Below are 25526 nucleotides of genomic sequence, written 5' to 3'. Positions count from 1 at the left end.
ATTTTCTCAACAGTGCATCAAAACTAACTTCCAGATAGCCGTTGTTTTATTTCAGGGTAGTAAGCGCTTGTTGCACTGAGGTTTGTAGTGTAACCTGCTCATTTACCCTCGCAGCAAGGACTGAAATTGTTCATCATTACGAATGCTGTCAAAATCAGAGTCTGTTTTCACTCTTTCTCGGCATTCTTCAGGATTTAGATTGATAGCTTGTTGTAAACTATAAATAGCTTGCTCAATACTACTCTGTAATCCGTAACAACAAGCCTTACCGTACCAAGCTTGGTATAAGTCTGGTTTTAATTCTATGGCTTTGTCGTAAGAAGCGATCGCTTGTTCAAATCTTCCTAAATTAGATAGCGTATAGCCCCGGTTATTCCAAGCTTCGTGCTTATCAAGTTTGATTTCTATGGCTTTGTCGTAAGAAGCGATCGCTTGTTCAAATCTTCCTAAATTAGACAGCGTATAGCCCCGGTTGTTCCAAGCTTCGTGCAAGTTTGGTTTTAATTCTATAGCTTTGTCGTAAGAGGCGATCGCTTCTGATTTTCTGCCTAAACTAGATAGTATATTGCTCCGATTGTACCAGGCTTTGTGGTAGTCTGGTTTGATTTTGATAGCTTGATCATAAGAGGCGATCGCTTCTGATTTTCTTCCTAAACTAGATAGTATATTGCCGTGATTATTCCAAGATTCGTGCAAGTCTGGCTTTATTTCTATGGCTTTCTTGTAAGAGGCGATCGCTTCTGATTCTCTTCCTAAACTAGATAGTAATAAAGCTATATTGTACCAAGCTTCATGTAAATCTGGTTTATATTCTATAGCTTTCTTGTAAGAGGCGATCGCTTTTGATTTTCTTCCTAAATTATCCAGGGATAAACCTATATTAAACCAAGCTTTGTGGAAGTCTGGTTTGATTTCTATGGCTTTGTTGTAAGAGGCGATCGCTTCTTCAAATTTTCCTAAACTATAGAGCGTATTACCCTCATTATACCAATATTCGTGGTCATCTGCTTTGATTGTTATGACTTTACTATAATAAGTTAGCGCTTCTGATTTTCTTTTTGAATTATGCAGTGCATAGTCCCTTAAAAACAAAATTGAATTAGATTGCCGTGATATTTTTAGAGCTTTATCAAAGCTGACGAGTGCCTCTTTATAGCGACCTAAGTGAGAAACTTCATTACCAAAATTAACTAGTGATTCCTGCATTTGGGTGGGGTAACGTTCTGCTAGTTTTAGCAGCAAGCGCGATAAACGCAAAATGTGTTCTCCTGCTTCTACCTGCTTCGCCTTCGCCTCAATTTGACCATTGCAAGGTTTTAAAATGCGTTCACTATGAATCAATAAGTTAGTCGCAATACGAATTTGCCACCAATAACGTAATTGCTGCCAAAAATTTCCACCTACTAGCATTCTTGCTGTCGCTTCCACGGTGAACCGCTGAAGTTCGATGTCGAATTTTTGCAGCAAATCCACAGCATCATAAATGTAGCGGCTTGCCGGATATTTCCGCACAGCCTTTTTGTAGCGTTCCTCCCAAGTATCTTTCAGCGTGTCCCGATAATTTTTGAGGTTCAAAGGTTGTTGATTGTTTTTCAGCGTGCGGAGATTCTCGACAACATTTCTAAAGGTGCGGTCATTGCGCCTAGCTAGTGCGGGGTAATCTTCAACTTTGGCGGAAATATTTGTGTTGGGGATAGTTTCACTGAACAACTCAATGATTGCGTCATCTTCCGGTTTTGCCAACTCGTAACGAGTAAAGCGATTCCACAACTGCGGGTATCTCTCCCATTGCAGTTTGTCCCAATGGGTTGATTCTCCCTCAAAGTCTGAGATTCTCTCATTCCGCGCTGTGGCAATTACCCGAATTTCTGCCTTACCGCAAAACTTCTCGTACTTCTCCAGCGCTTGCAGTAGTCGCTGTTGTAATGGTACTCTAAACTGCTCCACCGGATTTTTCTCTGCTTCTGGCGATATCTCTTCACGACCGCGCAGCATTTTCTGGTTCAAATCATCTAGGAAAAATAGCAATTTCCGGTCTGTGCCAATCTCTGTTGGAAACTGCGCCGGAAAATCTAGCCATTCCCCCGGCTTGAGGAATAAAACTGTCCAGCCTTCTTGGTTGAGATGATTTGCCAATTCCGTTGCTTCTCGCGTTTTCCCCAGCCCACTCTGTCCCAGAATTAATACCCAGCGGGATTCTTCTTTTTCCAACAACTGTTTTAATTCTTGGCGGACGCTGCAATTAGCCACCCGTACTTGGTAAGCAATATTTCTGTCAGCTAAGGGGTCATTATCATCCCCGCCGAGAATCCGTTGCAACACATCTTGACTCTGAGGCTTAATGACCTGGAAGGGGAAAGTTGAAGGGGGAATGCGACGTTGGCGATGTCGCATTCTCAACCACCACAATAAACCTGCAATTACAGGTATCATTGCCGGCAGACTACCGGAAATGAGATTGTTAATAAATTGTTTGTGGTCTTGATAGAATTTTAGAACTGTCTGTATGTTCAACACAGAGTTGATTGTTAAGATAGATACGCTGCACAGTTGTATGAATTATACCAACTGCAACTCTAAATGCTACAAGTAAAGAACGTGAGAAGTCGAACTCACGTTAACTTAAGATTCCTTAACAACACCATCATTTTTTTCCGTAACCGCTTACCTTGAAGCGGTATTCATCAACTATTGCCTTACCTTTACATAAGTGAATGCTGCTCACCATTGCTACAACCCACTCCCCAGCAACCGAGTTAGGTTATCTACTACATAAACACCCTGACCGCTGTCAGTCCTTTTCTCTGAGTTTTGGACAGGCGCACGTCTTTTACCCGGAAGCGAATACGCAGCGATGCACAGTGGCATTGCTGTTGGATGTTGACCCTGTGAAATTGGTGCGGGGACGCAGTGCTAGGCTGGAACAATATGTAAACGATCGCCCTTATGTTGCTTCTTCATTTTTAAGTGTAGCGATCGCTCAGGTGTTTAGCACAGCTTTAGGAGGTCGCTGCAAAGACCGTCCAGAATTGGTACAAACTCCTATTCCTTTGACAGCGAAACTGTCAGTTTTACCCTGTCGTGGTGGTGAAAGTTTCCTACGGGAACTGTTTGAGCCTCTGGGCTACAGTGTCAGTGCCCAAAGTCACATCTTAGATGAGGAATTTCCTGATTGGGGACAGAGCCAGTACTTGACTGTTGAGCTTCAGCACACTTTGCCTTTAAATGATTTGTTAAGTCATCTCTACGTTTTGATTCCAGTATTAGATGACCATAAGCACTACTGGGTAGGTGATGAAGAAATCGAAAAACTATTGCGTCATGGTGAGGGTTGGTTAACTGTTCATCCAGCGCGAGAACAAATTACCAAGCGTTACCTAAAACGACAACATCGCTTAACTCGTCTGGCTTTAGCCCAACTAGCAGAGGAAGATAATCTTGACCCCGATAGTACTGAAGAAAGACATGCTCAGGAAGAAGCAGTAGTAGAAAAGCCCATTAGTTTGAATCAGCAGCGGATGAATGCGGTGATTGCTGCTCTGAAGCAAAGCGGTGCAAAGCGGGTGATTGATTTAGGTTGCGGTGAAGGCACTTTGCTGAAAAACTTGCTTAAAGACGGCTCTTTTGAACAGATTACAGGTGTTGATGTTTCTTTTAGGGCATTAGAAGTCGCTAAAGAAAGATTAGACCGCTTGCGCCTCCCCCGTAACCAATGGGAACGTCTGCAATTAGTACAGGGCGCACTTACTTATCAAGATAAACGCCTCATTGGCTATGATGCTGCTACGGTGATTGAGGTGATTGAACATCTAGATTTCTCACGACTTGGGTCATTTGAGCGGGTTTTGTTTGAGTTTGCTCAACCTAAAACGGTAGTGGTGACAACGCCCAATATTGAGTATAATGTCAAATTTGAAAACTTACCTGCGGGGAAACTGCGACATAAAGACCACCGCTTTGAATGGACGCGTCTAGAGTTTCAAAACTGGGCAAATCGCGTAGCAGAACGCTTTAGCTACACTGTGCAATTTCAACCTGTAGGGACGGAAGACTTAGAAGTCGGCGCACCTACACAGATGGTGGTGTTTAGCCATAATTCCTAAGTACACAGTTTCGTAAATTCGTAGCCAATTGAGGGTTTAAGTTTAAACGCAGAGAAGCGCAAAGTTTGTTTTACTGCCTACGAATTAATGCAATAGCTGTACTAAGTTCATCTTATTATTCCTTCCTTTGTGTCCTTTGCGTCCTTGGCGTTACTCTGCGGGAAGCCGCTTCTCTTCGAGACGCTGCGCGAACGCGTCTACGTAAAAAAAATTATGAAAATAACTATTCCCGAACTTTCCCTAATTGTGCTCATCGGTGCTTCTGGTTCCGGTAAATCAACTTTTGCCCGTAAGCACTTTCAGCCTTTTGAGGTGCTGTCTTCAGACTTTTGTCGCGGGTTGGTTTCTGATAACGAAAATAGCCAGTCCGCCACTAAAGACGCCTTTGAGGTGCTGCACTACATTACTGCTAAACGACTAGCAGCAGCTAAACTAACTGTAATTGATGCTACCAACGTGCAGATGGAAGACCGCAAATCTCTACTGCAAATGGCACGACAGTATCATTGCTTTGCGATCGCGATCGTTCTTGACCTACCAGAAGAATTATGTCATGAACGCAACCAACAGAGAATTAATCGCCAGTTCGGCCCCCACGTCGTGCGGCGTCATAGCCAAATGTTGCGGCGTTCTCTACGAGGTTTAGAAAAAGAAGGTTTCCGCTATGTCTACACTCTCAACTCTTTAACAGAAATTGAATCCGTCGAAATCGAACGTCAACCCCTTTGGAACAACCTCAAGCACGAACACGGCCCCTTTGATATTATTGGCGACATTCACGGCTGCTGTGACGAACTGGAAACATTACTCCAACAGTTAGGCTACCAAATCTCTTCATCTCCCCCTGCCGCCCTCTGGGAATCCCCCACCTACCACCATCCCCAAGGACGCAAAGTTGTTTTTTTGGGTGATTTGGTAGACCGAGGGCCCCGCATCTTAGATACAGTTAAACTGGTGCGAAACATGGTTATGGCAGGTACGGCTGTCTGCGTTCCTGGTAATCATGAAAACAAGCTGTTGCGGAAACTACGCGGTAAAAATGTCCGGGTAAATCATGGGTTAGAGCAAACTCTGGCTGAGATTGAGGCGTTACCAGATGAAGGGCGCGAAGCCTTCACTAAAGAACTGCAAAAGTTTCTAGATTCCTTAATAAGTCACTACCTTCTAGATGATGGGCGGTTAGTGGTGGCTCACGCCGGGATGAAACAGGAAATGCAGGGACGCGGATCTGGTGCGGTGCGGGAGTTTGCTTTGTATGGCGAATCTACTGGCGAAATTGATGAGTTTGGTTTACCCGTGCGCTACAACTGGGCGGGAGAGTATCGGGGTGAGGCGATGGTGGTTTACGGGCATACCCCTGTACCAGAGGCAGAATGGCTGAATAATACTATTGATATCGATACAGGCTGCGTTTTTGGGGGAAAACTCACCGCTCTGCGCTATCCAGAAAAGGAATTGATGAGCGTACCCGCTGCTCATACTTACTGCGAACCTGTGAAACCTTTGGTACAAAATACAGTAACTCGCACATCTCAACAAGAACTTGATGATGTCCTGCACATTGAGGACGTATTGGGTAAGCGCATCATCAACACGCGGCTTAAGTCTAACATTACCATTCGGGAAGAAAATGCGATCGCGGCTTTGGAAGTGATGAGCCGTTTTGCTGCTAATCCCAAATGGTTGATTTACTTACCCCCCACCATGTCCCCTGTGGAAACATCCTCAGCACCAGGATTTTTGGAACACCCTGCACAAGCCTTTACCTACTACCAAAACCAAGAAATTACGGAAGTAGTTTGCGAAGAAAAACACATGGGTTCACGGGCTGTAGTGGTTATTTGTCGAGATTTAGCAGCTGCTGAGAAACGATTTGGGGTGGTAGATGAGGGCATTGGCATTTGTTACACCCGCACAGGAAGGCGCTTTTTTGATGATCCAGCATTGGAGGCGGAACTATTGGCGCGGGTAAATTCTGCTCTTAGCCAAAGCGGCTTTTGGGAAGAATTTCATACCGATTGGGTATGTCTGGATTGTGAATTGATGCCTTGGTCAGCTAAAGCTCAGGGACTGCTACGAGAACAGTATGCACCTGTGGGAGTGGCATCACGTCTTGCTCTCAATGATGCAGTAAATTTGCTACAACAAGCAAGCGATCGCAGCGTCGAGGTCAGTAACCAACTCAATCACTACCAACAACGTGCAGAGATGGCAAATCAGTACATCACCGCCTATCGTCGCTATTGCTGGTCTGTCAACGATATTTCCGACTTGAAACTTGCCCCCTTCCACATCCTGGCAACAGAGGGAGCCGCTCACATCGACAAAGACCATTGCTGGCATCTGGAGCAAATTGCTAAAATTTGCCAATCAAACCCCGCCTTGCTCTTGGAAACTGCCTACAAAGTGATAGATTTGAGCGACCCTAGCAGTCAAGCTGAGGGAGTTCATTGGTGGGAACAACTCACATCTGCGGGGGGTGAAGGTATGGTTATCAAACCAATGCAATTCATTGTCCAAAGTAGTCGCGGTATTGTGCAGCCTGCGGTGAAGTGTCGCGGACGGGAATATCTGCGGATTATTTACGGTGTGGAATACTCAGCGCCAGAAAATTTGCAACGTCTGCGACAACGTGGGTTATCCTATAAACGTTCTCTGGCTATGCGGGAGTTTGCTCTGGGTGTTGAAGCATTGGAGCGATTTGTCTCTCATACTCCTCTGCGCCGGGTGCATGAATGTGTTTTTGGTATTCTGGCTTTAGAGAGCGAACCCGTAGATCCGCGACTTTAGTAATAACTAAATTAAAATGATGGCTTTAGACCAGATACATCTTTTTGAATCCAGACAGGAAGCTTTTAGTGATGATGAAGTTTTGCAGGAGACAATTATCATTCATGCTCTAAAGCAAACAAAAAAAATTGACAATGTACACATCAGCACAAGTTCAAGTGCTAATGACGATTTTATTCTGTCTAATTTATTACCTTATAGGGAGATAGTTCATCCCAATGACTCGCAACAGTTCATCCACATTATCCCAGATACACTGAGTCAGCAGGTCATTCGACAAATGGCGAATTTTACCTACACATTAAAAGACCTTGGCTTGACCGTATCAACGGGACGTGTTGTAGATTTCCGTGCAAAAGAATATCTATGTTTAATGCCAGAGGAAAACACTGTTCCTTTGATTTATCCATATTTGTCTATCAGAGAATGGCGTTGTTCGGGTTGTCAGTCAATTAATGGTAGGGATGAAAACGCCGCACTCAATATTCAAATGGTTGGGGCATCAACCATTGGGTTAGGCGATGTAAGTCGGGCTTTGCCTGCAATTGCTGTTTGAGCCTAGAATCCCCACCATTCAATGGTGGGGAGTATGTCAACATAAATTGTTTTGTAACAGAAACCGTCGCCATGACCAACTCAACCCCAATGGATGACAATAAAAACCTCAGAAAGAAAAAAGGCAAGTCACTTCCTCCAAAGCTGATCATCTGGCTCGGAAAGTTTGTCTGGACGACTCTCTGGCACATAATGATGTCAAAGCTGGCTCCTCGCAATCAGTCGGGAGCGTACATCCGTCCCAACAGCCAGTTCCGAAAGTTCATCGGTACAGAGGCAGGAAATCCGTATCCGCCAGCAACGGGGCGTTATAAACTTTATGTTGGGTTAGGCTGTCCTTGGGCACATAGAACCCTGGTTGTGCGATCGCTTAAAGGACTCGAAGCTGTAATATCTGTATCAATCGTGTCTCCTTCTTCAACAGAAGGCGGTTGGGTGTTCGATCAAGAAGACGAAGGTTGTCGCACACTTGCTGAACTATATCAGCTAGCAGAACCTGGCTACAGTGGACGCGCTACAGTTCCAGTATTATGGGATGAGCAAACGAAGGCGATCGTTAACAATGAGAGTGCAGAGATTATTGTCATGCTGAACTCGCAGTTTAACGAGTTCGCGAACAATCCTACGCTCGATCTCTACCCGGAAAAACTTAAAGATAAGATTGACTGGTGGAATGAGAAGATTTACAATGCGGTGAATAATGGCGTCTATCGTTGCGGCTTTGCCCAGACCCAAGAAGCATATAATCAAGCCTGTAATGAACTGTTCGTAACTCTGGATGAGATTGACAAGGCATTGCAGACTAGTCGATATTTGTGTGGGGATCTTACACTTGCAGATATCCGTTTATTCACAACGTTATTTCGTTTTGATAGTGCCTACTACGGGTTGTTTAAGTGTAATCGCCAGCGAATTCGGGACTATCAAAATTTAGGAGCTTACTTACGCGACTTATATCAGCTTCCAGGTGTTGCTGATACCTGCGATGTAGAGAGTGTAAAGCGGGATTACTACGGTAACTTGTTCCCACTCAATCCCGGCGGAATCATCCCCAACGGCCCTGATATGGCATACCTTTATGAACCACATAACCGCGAGAGTATCAGCATGAAGGCTTCATAAGTTATCTTGAAAACATATTTCTCGATGACTGCATGTCCGAAGTTGGTGTAACTGTGAACCAGATTAATCGAGTAGCTATTGTCGGTGGAACTCATGGTAATGAGTTCACAGGAGCTTATCTAGTCAAAAAGTTTGCCCAGTTTCCTGGCCTAATTACTAAACCCAGTTTTGAAACTGTGACTTTGCTAGCAAACCCTAGAGCTTTCGCAGCAGTAAGACGATACGTAGACAAGGATTTAAACCGCTGTTTTATCAAGCAAGAACTTCAAGATACTACTCTCGATAGTTACGAAGAATTGCAAGCTAAATCAATCCAAAATATCCTGTCATCAAATGGAGATAAACAAGCAGATTTTATCTTAGATTTGCATAGCAGCACAGCCAATATGGGTTTGACAATTATTCTGGTAAACAGTCATCCTTTCAACTTGAAACTGGCTGCTTATCTAAGCTGTATTAACCCTTTAGTTAGAGTTTATCGGTGCTCTTTTCAAACAGTAGAAGAAAACCCATTTTTGAATTCTCTATGCAACTTTGGCTTTGCAATTGAAGTTGGCCCTATTGCTCAAGGTATCTTAAAAGCGACGCTGTTTCAACAAACAGAAGAACTTGTTAATGAGGTTTTAGATTATCTGGAACGGTTCAACCAAGGTGAAATTCCCTCAACCAAGGCAACGCTGGTACTATATCAGCATTTATCCGTTGTAGACTATCCAAAAGGGGAGGATGGTTCAATCTGTGGGATGATTCATCCAGAGCTTCAAGACAGGGATTATCAAGCCCTGAACCCAGGAGATCCGATGTTTCTAACCTTTAATGGTAAAACAGTTGTTTATGAGGGTAAATCCACTGCTTGGCCTATTTTTATCAATGAGGCGGCTTATTACGAAAAGGGAATTGCAATGTGTTTGACACAGAAGTTGCAAATCAATCTCTAAGACTTTTTTGTATTCTCAATGACGAAGATAGTTAACCTTGAGCAATCCTTTGGATAGAGGAAATAGTTGAGGCATCAAAATAAATTTGTTACTAGAATGTGTCCGTTTATTCCAATGTCTTTGCTAATATCCTCCGGCGGTATCTCTTCCCTGGAGGCTATTTTTTTGCATACACCATATTTGATAATAAGATATTCTCAAGATAGTGAATTTTAACTAATTTTAGGCTGCGATCGCAGCCTAAAATTAGTTATCAATTATCAGTTATTAGAGTGATGCTGAGTGCCGCACTAATATACAGCAGTTAGCATTTTCATGAATCATACGTAGAGACGTTACATGTAACGTCTCTACAGGGTTTCGGGTTTTATTTATGTACTTCATATACCTGAAATCTGCTGTAAATCGCTTGTTAAAGTTAGAGTCTAAATTCCTAACTAAAATCTTGATAACTATTCACTGATTTCATATTTTCTTGTTTGGTAAAATTTTTGCAGACTTGTCTTAAATCTTTGTTAGGTTGTAACCTGATGGCAAACACTTTTGTTAATCAAGAGGCTGAAGGTTAGTTAATAGTAATTCTCTAAATAAGATGAATAACTTAGTGCGTAGTATTACGGTACTCAAATTAAGAGCACTGTTAATAAAATATCTGATAATGTTATTGGGTGCTTAATATGTCAGATATGCTAGCTCAGTGCCAAAATTTGAAAGAGCAAGTTGAGTCTATATTACAACTTTTACAGCAAGAACCAACGCTACTTTACCAAGATATTACATCTGTACAAACCTCTCTTAATAAAGCAATTTCCCCTAAATTTGAGATTGTATTTGCGGGTGCATTTAGTGCAGGTAAGTCAATGCTAATCAATGCACTGTTGGAGAGAGAGTTACTATACAGTGCAGAGGGACACGCCACAGGTACGGAATGCAAAATTGAATATGCAGAATTAGATCAAGAACGTGTTGTTTTGACATTTTTAAGTGAAGCAGAAATTCGAGAACAAGCAGTTTTGTTGTCTCAGCAGATGGGATTTAAGACAGTAACAAATATCAATCAACATGATGTAATTAATTTGTTACGTCAAGGTTGTGAAACTATTATCCAACAGGAGGGTGGTGAAAGTAAATCGGAACGTGCCAAACAAGCAAAGGCTTTAATACTGTTATTAAAAGGGTATGTAGCAAACCGCGATCGCATCCATACGGTTAATAATGCCACATATTCAATGGAACAATTTAACTTTTCCAATCTCAAGGAAGCAGCTGGATATGCTCGTCGTGGTAGCAATAGCGCCGTTTTAAAACGGATAGAATATTACTGCAACCATCCTCTATTGCAAGATGGTAATGTAATTATCGATACTCCTGGAATCGATGCACCTGTGGAGAAGGATGCACAGCTAACTTACGCCAAAATTCAACATCCTGATACATCAGCGGTGATATGTGTGCTTAAACCTGCTTCAACGGGGGATATGACAAAGGAAGAAACGGAACTTTTAGAAACGATGCGGGAGAATGGCGGAATACGCGATCGCGTTTTTTATATCTTCAACCGGATTGATGAAACTTGGTACAATACCCAGTTAAGGCAACGATTGGATGATTTAATTACTGGGCAATTTCATCATACCAGCAGGGTTTATAAAACTAGTGGATTATTGGGATTTTACGGCAGTCAGATTAAACAAACAAGCGAACGAGATAGATTTGGTTTAGATTCTGTATTTGCAGAAAGTGTCAAAGGTTTGGATGGTAGAGAAGAAACACCACAATTTATTAACGAATTTAATCGTTATTGTGCTAATTCAGGTAAATTGTCAGCTAGTAAATTCCGTATTTCGGTCAACAGCTTTGAAACCTCAAATGAAAACTATGTAAGGATTATAACTGAACAGGGAACGCCATTAATTAACCAGTTAATTCAAGATAGTGGTATTGACGAATTTCGCACAGCTATTACACGTTATCTTACAGAAGAAAAGCGTCCGCAATTATTTAAAAATCTTGCTGATGATTTGGAAGATGTTTGTATTAAACTGAAGAGATATTATCAGGAAGTGCAGCGAAATTTAGATAGTCAACCGCGAGAACTTGAGGCGATGAAGGCGCAAGAGTTACAACACCTCAACCAGCAACTTCAGGAATTTGGTAAAGACTTTAGTCAGCAAATCACAGAAGAAGTTAATCAATTAATTAATAATTCTTGTGACGCTTTTGAGGCAGATTTTCGGCAATTGCAATCACGCATGATTCGCCGTTTAGATGAGTTGCTAGATAGTTTTTCTGTTGCTTATGCTTATCAACGCGCAACCCTTAGCCATCCGCGCAATGCTACCGCGCCTTTAATTGCTATTTTAGTAGAAGCATTTTATTACTTAGCAAATCAATTAGAAGATATCTTAGTTGAGTCGTCTCAGCAAGTGATTGTGAATTTTTTCCAGCGGTTAATCCAAAAAGTTCGCAAGTCAGAATATTATCGTCAATTATATCGCTTGTTGGGTAATGATGGCGGAATTGAACAACAGATAAGAATTGTAGAAAAACAAGTTACTCAATCATTAGTTAGTGCAGCTAGCGTAGAGTGCGATCGCTTTGTACGTGAAAGTCCTAGATTTTACGATGAAGGCACTTTTTCTATATATCAATTTCGCCAAACTTTGCTACAAACTTCTCAAGGTTACGACTGTGAAAGCATGGTAGAAGCAGAACCCGCAATTAGGCAATTATTGAAGTTAGATTTTGAGTCAAAAGTTTCCCAAACCATTCGCAAATCTTTCCGCCAAACCGTTAACCAAACTCTCAAAACTGAGTTGTTACCAATGGCGGATAAGCAAGCAGATGAAATTTGTCAGCAGTATCCACATGCGCGTGCTTATTTAGAAAAAACACTGGAAAAAGAAGCTGAAGATAAAATTAGTCATAATCGACTATTGTTGAACGCTGTTAAAGAGAAGATTAATGTATATAATTTAGCTGTATATAATATCAATAGTTGTTTGCAGGCAATGCAATTATCTGATCATTTTTTACCTATAATTGGTGATGCATATTCTCTGCTTGCAACTGACTCAGAAGTTGTTAATAGCAGTTTTTCTAATAATGAGTTTATCCCTTCAGACCGATTAATTGATGAGGTAGTAGAAGTTTAGGATTAATCGCAGATAAATACAGATGATTTGAATAATTACAGCAAATTTCAGGTACATGAAGTACATAAATAAAACCCGAAACCCTGTAGAGACGTTACATATAACGTCTCTACATGATCAATGAGGGTAACTCATGATCAAAACTCCTCGTATTCGCATCCCTCCTGAAGTAAGAAAATATGTCTTTCAACGTGATAAATACCAATGCCAAAGCTGCGGTAAAACCAATTTAGAAACTGACCTTACCATTGACCATATCATCCCCCTGGCTCAAGGTGGTCAAAATGATATCAGTAACCTACAAACCCTCTGCTTTACGTGCAACCAGCAGAAAAAAGATAAAACTGACCACCGCTTCCGGCGACATTTTGATATTTAGGTTAAGTTAGGAGCGACTGTTAGTTTTTAAGGTTTATGTCTCAAAACGTCAACAGCAATTCCCGAAAATTTGCTAAAGTTAAAACCACAGTTCTGTACCTCTTCGCTGCGATCGCTATTTTAATAGCAGCCTTTCCCTGGCTGTATGAAATCAAAACGAAAGCTGGGATCAACATATCACGTAGCCGCCACGCTGGAACCTTTTTAGAGAGACACACTCACGGACTTTTTAGGTGTGAGTGGCTTTATCCATACCATTGCGATCGCTCTCAAGGTTAAATATAGCCATAAAGAAGAGATGTGATATCTCACATCTCTACATCGAACTGCTATCTTTCGGGAGCTTATACAAATTGATCCCAAATCATGCTGACATCAACGGCTAACTTTTGCCCTAACTTCAGCAATTGTCGGCACTGTTGAGTATCTTCTTGGTTAGCAAGGGTAGTAACACACAGAGGCACTATCTGACTGTGCAGACAGCTGAAGTACAGTTCTTGGGATCGCTGTAGAGAGATATAGATACTTAGTTGATCCCCAACATCAATCAACCGCTCTAACTGTTGGATATCTGCATTAAAACTACCATTAGAATCATGCAACAGTTGCCAGAGTAACCGCGCAATTAACTGTTCTAACATCTGCTTGCCTTCGGGAATATTCAGCCGACAACGCAGATGCTTTGCTTCGGTGGCGATCGCCTCCAATTCTACTATGTGATTCCACATCTTTTGCGGTTCGGTAATATCTTGCTCTAGCGATCGCAATGTCATCATACAGCGATGCCCTAAAGCAATCTCCGCTGCTACCTGCAATTCTTGTGGCACTGCTAGCTCATCCCGATGGAACGCCATGAGCACACCATAATTATCACGGTATGCCTGAGTATAAAGCTGACCTAAACGTGTTAGTGTTTCCTGACTGAGCAGCCGCATAATCCTATGACGTTCTTCAGCAAAGAGATTTTGTAAGCTGAAAGCTTCTTCTCCAAATAGCTGTGTCATTGCCAAGATAGTATGAGCCGCACTTGCTTGTTGCAGCGCCCCAAACAGCTTTTCTTTTAATTGGCTGTAGTCACGCCGCCCGGTAAATTGTTGAATACAGCAATGGAAATCCCAGCCTCCTAAATGCAGAACAGCAAACACCAAATGCTCACTTTCCCAAGTAATTTCTGACACCAGCTTTAAATGTCCAACTACCAAAGTCAATGATCCCATGCGTTGCAGCTGGTAATCTAGCTCATTGGCGGTGTAGCAATAAACCCGTTTGTGAGAAGCATGAGAGTGTTTACTAGCTGTATCTTGTCCAGACTGTAAATTACGCGTTTCTGTAGATTTGTGATTGCCAAACAGGGAAGTAATCGCGTAATGGGCTGCTACTTCCTTGAAACCAACCTGAGCAGTCAACACTAGCTGGCGATAAATTTCCGCGCCGTGCTTGAAGTGCTCAACATTACTGGGAGCTAAACCAAGGCGTTTGAGGAAGCCTTTTTCCAACTGCACACCAGCCACTTCTCCAGCCAGTTCCAAAGCACGGGCGGCATAGCGCAGAATCTGCGTTCCTTCTGGGCGGGAAATTTCTTCAAAAAACCAGCCGCAACTGGTGAACATCAGCAAAGCGTGACGCTGCATTTCCAATAGGCGTAGGGCATCTACTTGTTCTGCTGCTGTCAGTTTGCGGGTTTGATGGCGAGAAAGGAAACGGCTAACATTGGCAGGGGAGCGATCGCGCATCACTTGAATATATTCATCTCGTGCTTGCCAAGGATCACGAAATAGCTGCCTACCATGTTCCTCATATACTTCTATGAGCTGATCCCGCAGCCAATTCAACGCATCCCGCAAGGGGCGACGCCATTTCTGATGCCAAAGACTGCCTTCACCACCGCAACCACAATCATCTTGCCATCTGCCGACACCGTGAGCACAACTCCATGCTGTGACTGACTTTAATTCCACTTCCCAGGTGGGAGAATTTAAGCTGAGGTAGTGAGCAAAGTTAGTCACTGTCCAACCATGTTGGGGAAACTCGTTTATAAAGGCAAAGGCGAGAGTTTTTTCAGTTCCTTTCTTGTGGTGTCCAAAGGTTTCCCCATCCGTCGCTACAGAAATCAATTGTGCCGGACGGTGATCCCCACGTACTGCTGAACCGATGCGTCCAGCAAAGTGGCTGGAATTATAAACAACATCGCTAAAGCCCATATCCCGTGAAATTGGGCCATCGTAGAAAAAGATATCAATATAAGGCAAGCCCTCTGTGTTGCCTTCTTCGTGAGCAGACAAAGAGTGCTCAGTCTTACCGTTGCTGGCGGCGATACCTGCGGCGGGCGTAGCCATCGCATTCAGAGGTGAAGATGTGCTGAGTGTTGGCTTTAAATAACAACGATAGGGACGGGTGGGATCAATCTGACTACCACCAACTTCGTGCCATTGGGGATGGGGATCATCCTTGGTAGGTTGGGGACGGCAACGCTGTGCCTGAGATGGTGCAAGAATAATGAAGCGAATACCTTCGGCAACTAGAGCTTCTAGGGTGGCATAGTCTACACCTGTTTCCGCTAGCCATATACCTTCGGGATCGCGTCCGAAGCGGGAGCGGAAGTCTTCTTTGCCCCAGCGAATTTGGGTATATTTATCCCGTTCGTTCGCCAGAGGCATGATGATGTGATTGTATACTTGTGCGATCGCATTTCCATGACCATGCAAGCGTTGGGCACTTTTGGCATCCGCCTCCAAAATCCGCTGATAAACCTCCACATCGTAGCGTTCCAGCCACGACATCAGCGTCGGCCCAATATTAAAGCTCAAATACTCATAATTGTTCACGATCCCCGTCACTTCGCCTCGGTCATTTAACACTCTGGCAAAAGCATTCGGGCGATAGCATTCCCAATGAATCCGCTCATTCCAGTCATGGAAAGGTGCAGCACTCGGTTGGCGTTCAATCGCGTCCAAATAAGGGTTTTCCCGCGGCGGCTGGTAAAAATGACCATGTACCGTCACATAAACACCAGTAGCCTTTCTCAGGGGATCGGTCTGTTGGGTATTTTTGGGATCTGAATGCAATGTGAATGTTGAGCCAGAGCTAGCTGGCATTTCAGCAGCAGAAGTCATGTATATATTTATCCAAAACAAAAAACTTGCAGTTGCGTCGAAAATATTGTGCGTAAACCTCTCTACAACAGTTTGAACACAAATCCGAGATAGACGACAACTATGGGATTCAAGCAAATTTCCTAGGAAGCGGTCTTAGTATGGCAGGAAATCTGCGTTATCACACAGCCTTTTTCCTAAAAATTTAAAGTAGTTAGCCATTGAATGACGCCTCGGTTAGGATTTTTTTCGTTGGCAGCGCCAATAAAAAATTTAATTGTCTTTTAATACATTAAACCCCATTTCTGGTGTAATATTTTGGCTTAAATTCATAGTTTTGCAACAAAAGATTGCAAAAACACAATAAAACGCAATCTTATATTACATATCTAGCACAAGAGTGAAAACAGTAGAATCTCTGAATAAGTCTACAGATGGTTGAGAGTATCCTATGGGAGTGCTGAGTGATGAGTAAGTCAAAAGAATGAAGATTAGTAACTAGCTAAACAGAAATAATTAAAGTTCGTAACTCTTGACTCAGTACTTATAACTCAGGACGGGCTACGCCCCGCTACGCTAAGAGCACTCGGATAAGATACCCTCAATTCAAGGTGACAAATGTCAGGTAAAAACATTGTTTTTCTAGTTTTATTGCTATTTATCCCGATTTCATTAGCAGCCCACTTTCTGGAGTGGGGTGAATTAATCGTTTTCATTACAGCAGGATTAGCGATTCTGCCCTTAGCAGCTTGGATGGGTACAGCCACAGAAGAAATTGCTGTAGTAGTTGGGCCGTCATTGGGAGGGTTGTTAAATGCTACCTTTGGCAATGCTACCGAACTGATTATCGCCCTAGTTGCTCTCAAAGGCGGATTAGTAGAAGTGGTAAAAGCCAGTATTACGGGATCGATTATCGGCAATTTACTACTAGTGATGGGTCTTTCCATGCTTTTGGGCGGTTTGCGCCACAAAGAACAGACATTTCAGCCGATTGTGGCGCGGGTTAATGCTTCTTCTATGAATTTGGCAGTAATTGCAATTTTGCTGCCAACAGCAATGAAATTCAGTTCTCAAGGGATTGGTGAACAGACGTTGCAACATCTTTCCGTTGCAGTCGCTGTGGTGTTAATTCTCGTCTACGCCCTAACACTGCTATTTTCAATGAAAACCCATTCCTATCTCTACGATGTAGGTGTAGCAGAGATAGAAGGAGAACAAATCCCTCATAGTAAACCAAATATTTGGTTGTGGAGTGGAGTCTTACTAGTATGTACTCTCTTAGTAGCAATTGAGTCAGAACTACTTGTTGACACTTTAGAAGTAGCAACATCTCAGTTGGGTTTAACAGCACTGTTTACAGGGGTAATCCTCGTACCCATTATTGGTAACGCTGCTGAACACGCTACAGCAGTTACAGTAGCAATGAAAGATAAGATGGATCTTTCTGTTTCCGTGGCTGTGGGATCAAGTATGCAGATTGCTCTATTTGTTGCTCCCGTTTTAGTTATTGCTGGGTGGGTATTTGGCCAGCCGATGGATTTGAATTTCCATCCCTTTGAATTAGTAGCTGTGGTTGTGTCGGTATTGATTGCCAATAGCATCAGTTCTGATGGTAAGTCAAACTGGCTGGAAGGTACGTTGCTATTAGCTGCCTATACGGTTTTGGGGTTTGCCTTCTACTTTCATCCAGTAATCGATAGCCTGGGGTAGTTAACTGCAAAAGCGATCGCTTTTTGATTAAACTACAAGCGATCGCTTTTAATTAGGAGTGATAGCACACCCTACTCTTACTCTATAAAAAGTTTATAACCACCATCTGCGGGAGGACAATCTTTTTAGAATCTAGAGTCTATCATTGTTGTCAAACTCTGCATTGATGATTGCTTAAAAAAACTAACTCCGTATGTCCAGTAGTATTATTGGTAGCTGTCTAAACATGCTTTAAGCCGCATCAGCAGAGTAACTACCAAATGAAGATAATTATGCAAATTTGCTTGATGGCATTTCCATGAGATCACATAGTATGTTATTGTCTAAACCGTTGATTTAGGAGCAATGTTTTACAAATTGATGCCTTAATCACAGATTAAAAAAAGTACAAAGCCTAAAGCAAAGTAGTCTAATTAGACCGAAGTATGAGGAGAGAAAATGAGACAAGGACGATTTATATGAAAAAATTAGTACATGATTTTTCAATTAATTCAGTATGCACTATTCCGGAATAGCAGCATTTTTGTTCGTCAAAAGAAGTATTGGTCTTAGTAAAATGAACTACCATGACTGAAATTGGCCTGCTAATGACGAGCGTGTTAACAACAAGACAAGCATCTGGGCCCAATTTGCCGGAGCAACAATTATTTCAGATGGAAAATGGCGTCCAACAGTCAATAGAGAGTCAGTTATCTCTAGCTGCTCAAGTCACACCACCTGAATTCGTGCAGGCAGATGCAGCTTCCCAGACTACTATGTCAGCGCTCACAAAAGAAAATACACTTAATCAAATTAAAAACAAGAATAAGTCTCTAGGTTCTTCTGGCTTATCGGAAGCTAAGAAGTATTCACAATCCGTAGGTAAAGACCGTACAAAGGCTGTAGGCCGATTCCAAAAGTTTAGTAGCCAACCTTTGCCAAATCTCTATTTTGGTAGCTCCGGTGTAGCCGTTAGAGCTTTACAACGGTTGTTAATCTCTAACGGCTATACCGTCCGAATTGATGGGATTTTCGGAGCGCTGACAGAGACTGCTGTCAAAGCCTTTCAAAACCAGCAAAATTTAGCAGTGGATGGAATAGTTGGTCAACGAACCTGGCGTGCGTTGACAATTTAGTCAAGAGTCAAGAGTTAAAACGAATGACAAATGACTAATTACCGATACTTATGCTGCTCTAATAGTTGTTGCGCTTTTGGTTTGTAAATTAAATAGAACAAAGCCTCAATGTAGCGCAACAAATCCTCTCGGTTTTCCTTCGATGTAAAGTTCCAGAACCCATAAATCCGTGCTAACGATAATAGCTTGTTAGTGTGAATTTTCCAAGTATAAGTGCTGTAAACTCGGTCAACTGCTCGCTGGGAAATTTCATTCCAATAATTAGGATTCTGTTGGCATTTAATGACAAACTCTACAATTTTTGCGGCTGTATCTTCTAAATTTGTTGGGTTAATGTAAAATCCATTAAGCTTATCCTGAATAATTTCTAATGGACCACCAAACTGTGTGGCAAAAGTCGGTATTCCGGAAACCATCGCCTCTAAAATTGTCAAACCAAAAGCTTCAAACAAAGCCGGTTGCACAAAGATTCCTTGGTGATCGGCTATCACTCGGTAAATTTCACCAGAATCAGTTTTAGATAGGCGTACACCGAGCCAGCGAATCTTCCCGTGAAGATTGTATTCATCAATGATCTGGTAAAGTCTAATAATTTCGTCACGTTCTTCGTTGTCGCCTGATTCTTCCACACGCAACTTACCCGCAACTAAAATTAGGTTGCAATGCTGCTGTAATTCCTTACTTTGACCATAGCATTCGGCTAAACCTGTGAGGTTTTTGATCCGGTCAAGACGCGCCATTGAGAAGAGAGGACGCTTACTAGGATCGTCAAGTGTGCCAAAGATTTGGGTCGGATCTTCCAAGGTAAAAAGTGTATCTGCAAGACGTTGGCGATCGCTCTCTACTCGGTCTTGAGTTTGCGAATAGGGAAAATAGTAATTCTCGTTTACTCCAGGCGGTACGACGTTAAATTTAGGACTAAATAATTCAATCCCATTCACTACATGGTACAACTCCGGCATGGTGAAGCATTTGTAAGACTCGTACTGTCCCACACTATCGGTTGTTCCGACAATTTCTTGATAGGTGCTGCTAATAACGAAGTTGGCAGCATTCATTGCAATTAAATCAGCAGTAAATTGCAATGAGAAATGATATTTATCTTCTAAATCTTGCCAGTAGAGGTTGCTGAACAAATATTTAGATTTCTCCAAAGCATGGGCGACATTGCACTGAGTGACTTTCATCCGCCGTGCTAGCAAAAACGCCACTAAATTCCCATCAGTATAGTTACCAACAATTAAGTCAGGCCTACCTTGAAATTCTGCTAATAGTTCTCTTTCTGAATCAATAGCGTAGGTTTCTAGATAAGGCCAAAACTCAAACCGGGAAATCCAGTTTTGAGTCATGTTGGGATTAAATTCTCGCAAAGGTACTCGTAAAATCCAGGCGTTTTCAGTACCGTGGACTTTTTCTAGTCGTTGATTACAAAGAGTACCATCACTATTAGGAATTAGGCGGGTGAGAATAATCACCTTTGGCTGGACGTTCAGTTTTTCTAAACCAGCTAGTAAGGCATCTTCTTGCAACTGCTTTTCCAGACTCTTTGCTTGATCAAGCACGTAAACCACCTGACCACCAGTGTCGGGACGCCCCAATACGCCTTCTTGCCCAAACCAACCGTGGGCTGAAACGAGGACGATTCTAAAAATCATCGGAACGCGAGAAATAAAGGCTTCTAGAGTCTGGGGATCAGGAGAATCAATTAATTCATCGAGAATATTTAAAGTGTCTTGCACGCGCTGGGCCGTGTTACCCCAACCCGGTTCAAAACCCATTGTTTGTAATTGTAACCGGAAGTCTTCGTAAGGTTCTTCATTGGGGCGATCGCTAACAAATGTGATCGCTTTTTTAACTTGCTGGGAAAGTTGTTGCTCCGATTGAATGCGATCATTTACCAGCAGCTGAACACCGTTGTATTGATGCAGACGTAAGAAATTTAATAAGCTTTCCAGCAATTGTTTAGAGTCTTGAAATATTTTGCTGGATAGATAGCGGTTGAGAAATTGCACCCCTTTACCAATATTTTTGGGGTCGCGGATGACTGGGGTGTAGTCATAAAATGGCCCAAAGTCCAACTCTAGGAGGTGGCCTTCGTTAGGATGAAACTTGTTCACTAAGCGATCGCGCAGATCGAGTAGATCTTGTACAGTCATTGGCTCGACACTCAAGTCTGATGTCAACCAATAAATTTCTTGACTAGCAATCTTAGGACGGATAATAAAACAGAAGTTTGAGTCCTCCTGAATAATTTCCTGAGTATAGTAAATTAACTTGCCTAAATCAGAGGTAGTAAAAAACTTCTCAGATTTCTGATACTTAGAGCAGTATTCACTATACACATTCAGTATGTCGTTACGTAGCAAATACTTTTTGTCTTGCTGACGTAATTCACTTATGAAGGAACGCAAATCACTCTTTTGTTCACTATCTAGGACTGCTTGGAATAATTCAGACACGGCAACCCCGCTATAAAATTTTACATTGTTGGCTTTCAAGGCAGAACTAGTAAGCTCTTACCTCGTTTGCATCACATATAAACACGAATTAATCCAGATAAATTATATTCACTGATGCATCTAAGGGTAGCCACTTTTCAGCAAGTACCTAAATCGTGTTCTTCTTTAGATAAAGTATCTATTACTCGGTATTTTTTTATCTAACTAAAGGAATACAATTTTTGTTTCGTTTGACAGATGTTATAAATTATTTATACAAAAGTAGCTGACATAGTAAAGGGACGGGGAAATTATCTTGTTTGCAAGTCAGAGCTTAGTAGTTCCTCTATCTCTGCAATAGTGGCTCCTTGCTTGAGAGCCATATTTAGCTTTTTCGAGACATAATTAAAGTTATTATGCCTGTAATTTTTAACTGGATTAGAATATTAATTTCAGAAAAACTATTAAGTAAAAATTGCTGCTAATTTTACAAATGTATTGTGTCTCTATCTAATTGCATAAACCCCATAGCTATTGCCTAATATCAAATTTAGGGTTTTCCTTTCTCCTGATACACTTAGATAAAAATAAAACCTTAAATTAAAATAATAATTGTAAATTAGTTTTTTTAATAAGATAATACAAATTATTGTTCTTGGCTTAAATACTTTTCATGCGGAGATTAAACGTTAATAAGTTCATGGAATGACAATATTTCCTTAAATTAATAAATAGACTGATCGTTTTTTATTAATAAATCAATTAATTACTTGTCAAATCAATCGTTATCCTGAAAGTATATACAGACATAAATCTTTTATTTATGTCTAAGCAATCAATTCACAAGACTTGATTTACCAGGGTGAAATTGCAAAAATCAAAATTAAAGTTAGAAAATAATAGTCTAATGTTACTTTGGATTTGAAAAACAATTGCTTGAAATCAGGACTTACGCAAGTGTCACAAAAATCTCAATTTTTTGTTTGTCCTCAAAATAAGGACTAAAGTCCTTACTACGAACTTAAAATAATATGCCAGTTGCGTAAGTCCTGGAAATAAAGAAGAAAGTTTAATGGCTGCATAACTATATTTTAGTTAATACTGAGATATGGCATCGGTTCCAAAAATTACCTGAAATTAAGTTCTCAAGCTAAGCTATTACGCAAATAAACTTGCATATTATGAGCGTTGAGGCTGTACACCAAACGTGAGTCCTTAAGTTTTTGAGTCTCAGGTTGCAATGTATGAAATTAGCAAACTAAAAACCTAAACAAGAGATTGAAACCTATCAATAGGAGAGAAATTATGAAATCTATAGAACTCACTATAGAACAGCAATTTAAACTAAAAGTTCTAGAAACGCATATTCAAGGTTTAAATCAACAGCAAGCACAAAAGCTATTGGTAAAATTTGTACAAATAGGCATGATCAAAGATAATATTATTAGTAATTACACAGATGTCCAATCAATAAATCTACAAGGCTATCTTCAAGATCGTTGAGCAAGGCTTTATTGAAAGCGCCAGTAGACTTCAACTTTAAAGTGGGCGTTGTCGAAAAGCCATCCCGCTGCTTTGGACATAATTTTTATAGCTTTCCCATCGGCATAAGTCTTAAGTTATTTATTAAGGTCGGTGGGTAATGCTGCCCACCATAACCTTTAATACTCAGAACTTACGCAAAATTATCACAAAACGTAGACGCGGAGCAGCTTGCCGTTAGACATTGCTTTATACTTTAAAGTTATTAGCAATCCGCTTCATTGCTTCTTCGACATTCTCCCGGCTATTAAATGCTGAAATCCGAAAGTAACCCTCACCTGCGGCGCCAAAGCCAGAACCAGGGGTTCCTACAACATTCACAGTGTGCAGCAGCTTATCAAAAAATTCCCAACTGGACAAACCATTAGGCGTTTTTACCCAGACGTAAGGCGCATTAACGCCGCCATATACTGCTAATCCGGCGGCTGTAAGTTTCTCACGAATAATTTTGGCATTTTCTAAATAGAAACTAACCAATGCTTTGATTTGTGTCTGTCCTTCTTCAGAATAGACTGCCTCGGCTCCGCGTTGTACGATGTAGGATACCCCATTAAACTTGGTGGACTGACGACGATTCCACAGTTTCCAGAGTTCCACATGGGAACCATCAGCCGCTTTTCCTGTTAGTGTTTTTGGCACAACAGTTAATGCACAGCGGGTTCCCGTAAAGCCTGCATTCTTAGAGAAGGAACGGAACTCGATCGCAACTTCCCTTGCTCCTTCAATCTCATAGATAGAGTGGGGAATTTGGGGATCAGTAATGTAGGCTTCATAAGCAGCGTCAAAGAAAATGATCGAGCCATTAGCTTTAGCATAGTCTACCCACGTCTTTAGGTATTCTTTGGTGGCGATCGCACCAGTAGGATTATTAGGAAAGCAAAGATAAATTAAATCAACTTTTTGAGAGGGAATCTCAGCGGTAAAGTTGTTTTCAGCAGTAATCGGCAGATAGACTAAGCCTTCAAATTCGCCTTGATTGTTGGCATCTCCAGTATTTCCCGTCATGACGTTTGTATCTACATACACCGGATAAACTGGGTCAGTGACGGCGATGGTGTTGTCATGTCCAAAGATTTCCAGAATATTGCCCGTGTCACATTTGGAACCGTCAGAGATAAAGATTTCCGATGCGTCTATCTCGGCTCCCCGCGCCTGGAAATCCTGGATGGCAATTTTCTCCCGTAACCAAGCATAGCCTTGTTCTGGGCCGTAGCCTTTGAAAGTAGCGCGATCGCCCATTTCTTCAACAGCTTTGATCATAGCTGTGCGGCAAGCTTCAGGCAGCGGTTCGGTGACATCGCCAATACCTAGCCGGATGACTTTGGCATCAGGATTAGCTTCAACAAAGGTATTAACCCGGCGAGCAATTTCAGGAAATAGATAACCTGCTTTCAGTTTGAGATAGTTGTCGTTAATCGTTGCCATAGTAAATTGTTACAAACGCCCTACAACAGCTTACTGCTAATTCATCCGTGGGATAACCTTTGTTGCCAGGGCTATTTCATTCACTTACAGTAACGACAGCTTTTTGTGAAATTACTTGAGTTTCAACTCTTTGAGACTTAATCAAGTGTGCATTAGCGTAGCTTACCGCAGGTTTCGCTTGCTGAAATTTAGGATAATCTAGAGGGTATCCAGTCGGTAGCTTGAAATACCTATGACTAGTAAGGAAGAATTAAGAAGTGTTGCCTCAGAAATTCCATTATTTAATAATATTGAGCAAAAAGAAACATTTTTGTTTCAGAAGAAATCAGTGCTAAATCTGATGCAGCGAGTCAGCAGGTAAAAGCTTTAATTGATGCCGATAAAATATTAGTCAAAGAAATTCAATTACTTTCCTTAGCCAATCGTCTAAATATGCGACTAGGGAGAGGAGAATCAGAGGCTATTGCTTTAGGCACTGAATTACAAATAGATTACATAATTTTAGATGACTTTGCAGCTAGAAAAGAAGCAACTCGACTGGGATTAAATGTTAAGGGAACCTTAGCAGTCATTAAGAAGCTTCAGGTAGATGGCAAAATCACCATTACTAGCACAGACCAATTGTATCAAGACATCCTGGCAATGAATTTTAGAGTCAAGCGTTGGTGTAGCCCGCCGTAGGCATCGCTCTTTACTGCCATTTTTTCAGATTAGATGCAGAGTTGACGGGAGTGACTTCAGGGTTGGCGGGAGTGACTTCAGGGTTGACGGGAGTGACTCCAGGGTTGACGGGAGTGACTTCAGGGTTGACGGGAGTGACTCCAGGGTTGACGGGAGTGACTTCAGGGTTGGCGGGAGTGACTTCAGGGTTGGCGGGAGTGACTTCAGGGTTGGCGGGAGTGACTTCAGGGTTGGCGGGAGTGACTTCAGGGTTGGCGGAAGTGGCTTCAGGGTTCTGCGATCGCCTAATTATAAAAACTTATTACCAGCGAAGCAATCTTCGATCCTTGCTCGCTATGACAAATAAATCTTTTTGGGTTCTACCGATCCCCTTATGGAGATTTAACACTAAAGTGCCAAGATAATAGGCAGCGCAATCGAAAGTTTGCGAAATTACGAAAGCCATAACCTAGCCTTTTAATCAGCTTCAACTTATTGTTAAT

Annotated in this window: 16 protein-coding genes and 1 pseudogene; 12 read left to right on the top strand and 5 right to left on the bottom strand. The window is 41.8% G+C overall.

What is annotated here, in order from left to right:
- Positions 1 to 102: 102 nt before the first annotated feature.
- Entirely contained in the window at positions 103 to 2517 is a 2415-nt protein-coding gene (locus tag IQ246_RS04425; protein ID WP_339379143.1) for a tetratricopeptide repeat protein, read from the bottom strand.
- Between the two features lie 197 nt (positions 2518 to 2714).
- Here IQ246_RS04425 and IQ246_RS04420 point away from each other — a divergent pair, with 197 nt between their 5' ends.
- The 8 genes and pseudogenes from IQ246_RS04420 (at position 2715) to IQ246_RS04385 (ending at position 13320) form a co-directional block, all read left to right on the top strand.
- Positions 2715 to 4103, top strand: a complete 1389-nt coding sequence (locus IQ246_RS04420; RefSeq protein WP_194000490.1) for a 3' terminal RNA ribose 2'-O-methyltransferase Hen1 — start codon at positions 2715 to 2717, stop codon at positions 4101 to 4103.
- Between the two features lie 213 nt (positions 4104 to 4316).
- On the top strand, positions 4317 to 6893 hold the full coding sequence (locus IQ246_RS04415; protein WP_194000488.1) for a polynucleotide kinase-phosphatase: 2577 nt from the start codon (positions 4317 to 4319) through the stop codon (positions 6891 to 6893).
- 412 nt (positions 6894 to 7305) lie between these two features.
- Positions 7306 to 7449: pseudogene (locus tag IQ246_RS29815) on the top strand (RNA-guided endonuclease TnpB family protein); the annotation flags it as partial.
- Between the two features lie 71 nt (positions 7450 to 7520).
- The gene (locus IQ246_RS04405) at positions 7521 to 8570 is read left to right on the top strand and encodes a glutathione S-transferase family protein (protein WP_244141926.1); all 1050 of its coding nucleotides are present in this window, start codon (positions 7521 to 7523) and stop codon (positions 8568 to 8570) included.
- A gap of 53 nt (positions 8571 to 8623) precedes the next feature.
- A complete protein-coding gene (locus tag IQ246_RS04400) occupies positions 8624 to 9508 on the top strand; it encodes an aspartoacylase (RefSeq protein WP_194000557.1) in 885 nt (294 codons plus the stop codon).
- A gap of 677 nt (positions 9509 to 10185) precedes the next feature.
- On the top strand, positions 10186 to 12663 hold the full coding sequence (locus IQ246_RS04395) for a dynamin-like GTPase family protein (protein WP_194000484.1): 2478 nt from the start codon (positions 10186 to 10188) through the stop codon (positions 12661 to 12663).
- 133 nt (positions 12664 to 12796) lie between these two features.
- On the top strand, positions 12797 to 13042 hold the full coding sequence (locus IQ246_RS04390) for an HNH endonuclease (protein ID WP_194000482.1): 246 nt from the start codon (positions 12797 to 12799) through the stop codon (positions 13040 to 13042).
- A gap of 35 nt (positions 13043 to 13077) precedes the next feature.
- On the top strand, positions 13078 to 13320 hold the full coding sequence (locus tag IQ246_RS04385) for a hypothetical protein (protein ID WP_194000480.1): 243 nt from the start codon (positions 13078 to 13080) through the stop codon (positions 13318 to 13320).
- A gap of 65 nt (positions 13321 to 13385) precedes the next feature.
- On the opposite strand, the gene IQ246_RS04380 is transcribed toward IQ246_RS04385, so the two are convergent.
- On the bottom strand, positions 13386 to 16154 hold the full coding sequence (locus tag IQ246_RS04380; RefSeq protein WP_194000478.1) for a DUF3536 domain-containing protein: 2769 nt from the start codon (positions 16152 to 16154) through the stop codon (positions 13386 to 13388).
- 597 nt (positions 16155 to 16751) lie between these two features.
- Between IQ246_RS04380 and cax the strand changes: the two genes are divergently transcribed.
- Complete coding sequence (gene cax, locus IQ246_RS04375; protein WP_194000476.1) at positions 16752 to 17843, top strand: calcium/proton exchanger; 1092 nt, start codon at positions 16752 to 16754, stop codon at positions 17841 to 17843.
- A 566-nt stretch (positions 17844 to 18409) separates the two neighbouring features.
- A complete protein-coding gene (locus IQ246_RS04370) occupies positions 18410 to 18958 on the top strand; it encodes a peptidoglycan-binding protein (protein WP_194000474.1) in 549 nt (182 codons plus the stop codon).
- A 38-nt stretch (positions 18959 to 18996) separates the two neighbouring features.
- On the opposite strand, the gene IQ246_RS04365 is transcribed toward IQ246_RS04370, so the two are convergent.
- Complete coding sequence (locus tag IQ246_RS04365; RefSeq protein WP_194000472.1) at positions 18997 to 21417, bottom strand: sucrose synthase; 2421 nt, start codon at positions 21415 to 21417, stop codon at positions 18997 to 18999.
- 1284 nt (positions 21418 to 22701) lie between these two features.
- On the opposite strand from IQ246_RS04365, the gene IQ246_RS04360 reads away from it, so the two are divergent.
- Positions 22702 to 22899, top strand: coding sequence for an NblA/ycf18 family protein (locus IQ246_RS04360; RefSeq protein ID WP_194000470.1), 198 nt, complete (start codon positions 22702 to 22704; stop codon positions 22897 to 22899).
- A 228-nt stretch (positions 22900 to 23127) separates the two neighbouring features.
- Here IQ246_RS04360 and IQ246_RS04355 read toward each other — a convergent pair whose 3' ends face one another.
- Complete coding sequence (locus IQ246_RS04355; protein WP_194000468.1) at positions 23128 to 24363, bottom strand: LL-diaminopimelate aminotransferase; 1236 nt, start codon at positions 24361 to 24363, stop codon at positions 23128 to 23130.
- 432 nt (positions 24364 to 24795) lie between these two features.
- On the opposite strand from IQ246_RS04355, the gene IQ246_RS04350 reads away from it, so the two are divergent.
- Positions 24796 to 25044 carry a hypothetical protein gene (locus IQ246_RS04350; protein ID WP_244141925.1) on the top strand — a complete coding sequence of 83 codons (249 nt, stop codon included), beginning with the start codon at positions 24796 to 24798 and terminating at the stop codon, positions 25042 to 25044.
- A 371-nt stretch (positions 25045 to 25415) separates the two neighbouring features.
- On the opposite strand, the gene IQ246_RS04340 is transcribed toward IQ246_RS04350, so the two are convergent.
- The coding region (locus IQ246_RS04340) for a transposase (protein WP_194000466.1) at positions 25416 to 25526 on the bottom strand (111 nt) is incomplete at its 5' end.

It is taken from the genome of aff. Roholtiella sp. LEGE 12411, assembly GCF_015206995.1.
In the GTDB taxonomy this organism is placed as follows: Bacteria; Cyanobacteriota; Cyanobacteriia; order Cyanobacteriales; family Nostocaceae; genus Komarekiella.
The sequence above is the reverse complement of the archived record's forward strand: the minus strand, read 5'-3'. Positions and strand labels throughout refer to the sequence as shown.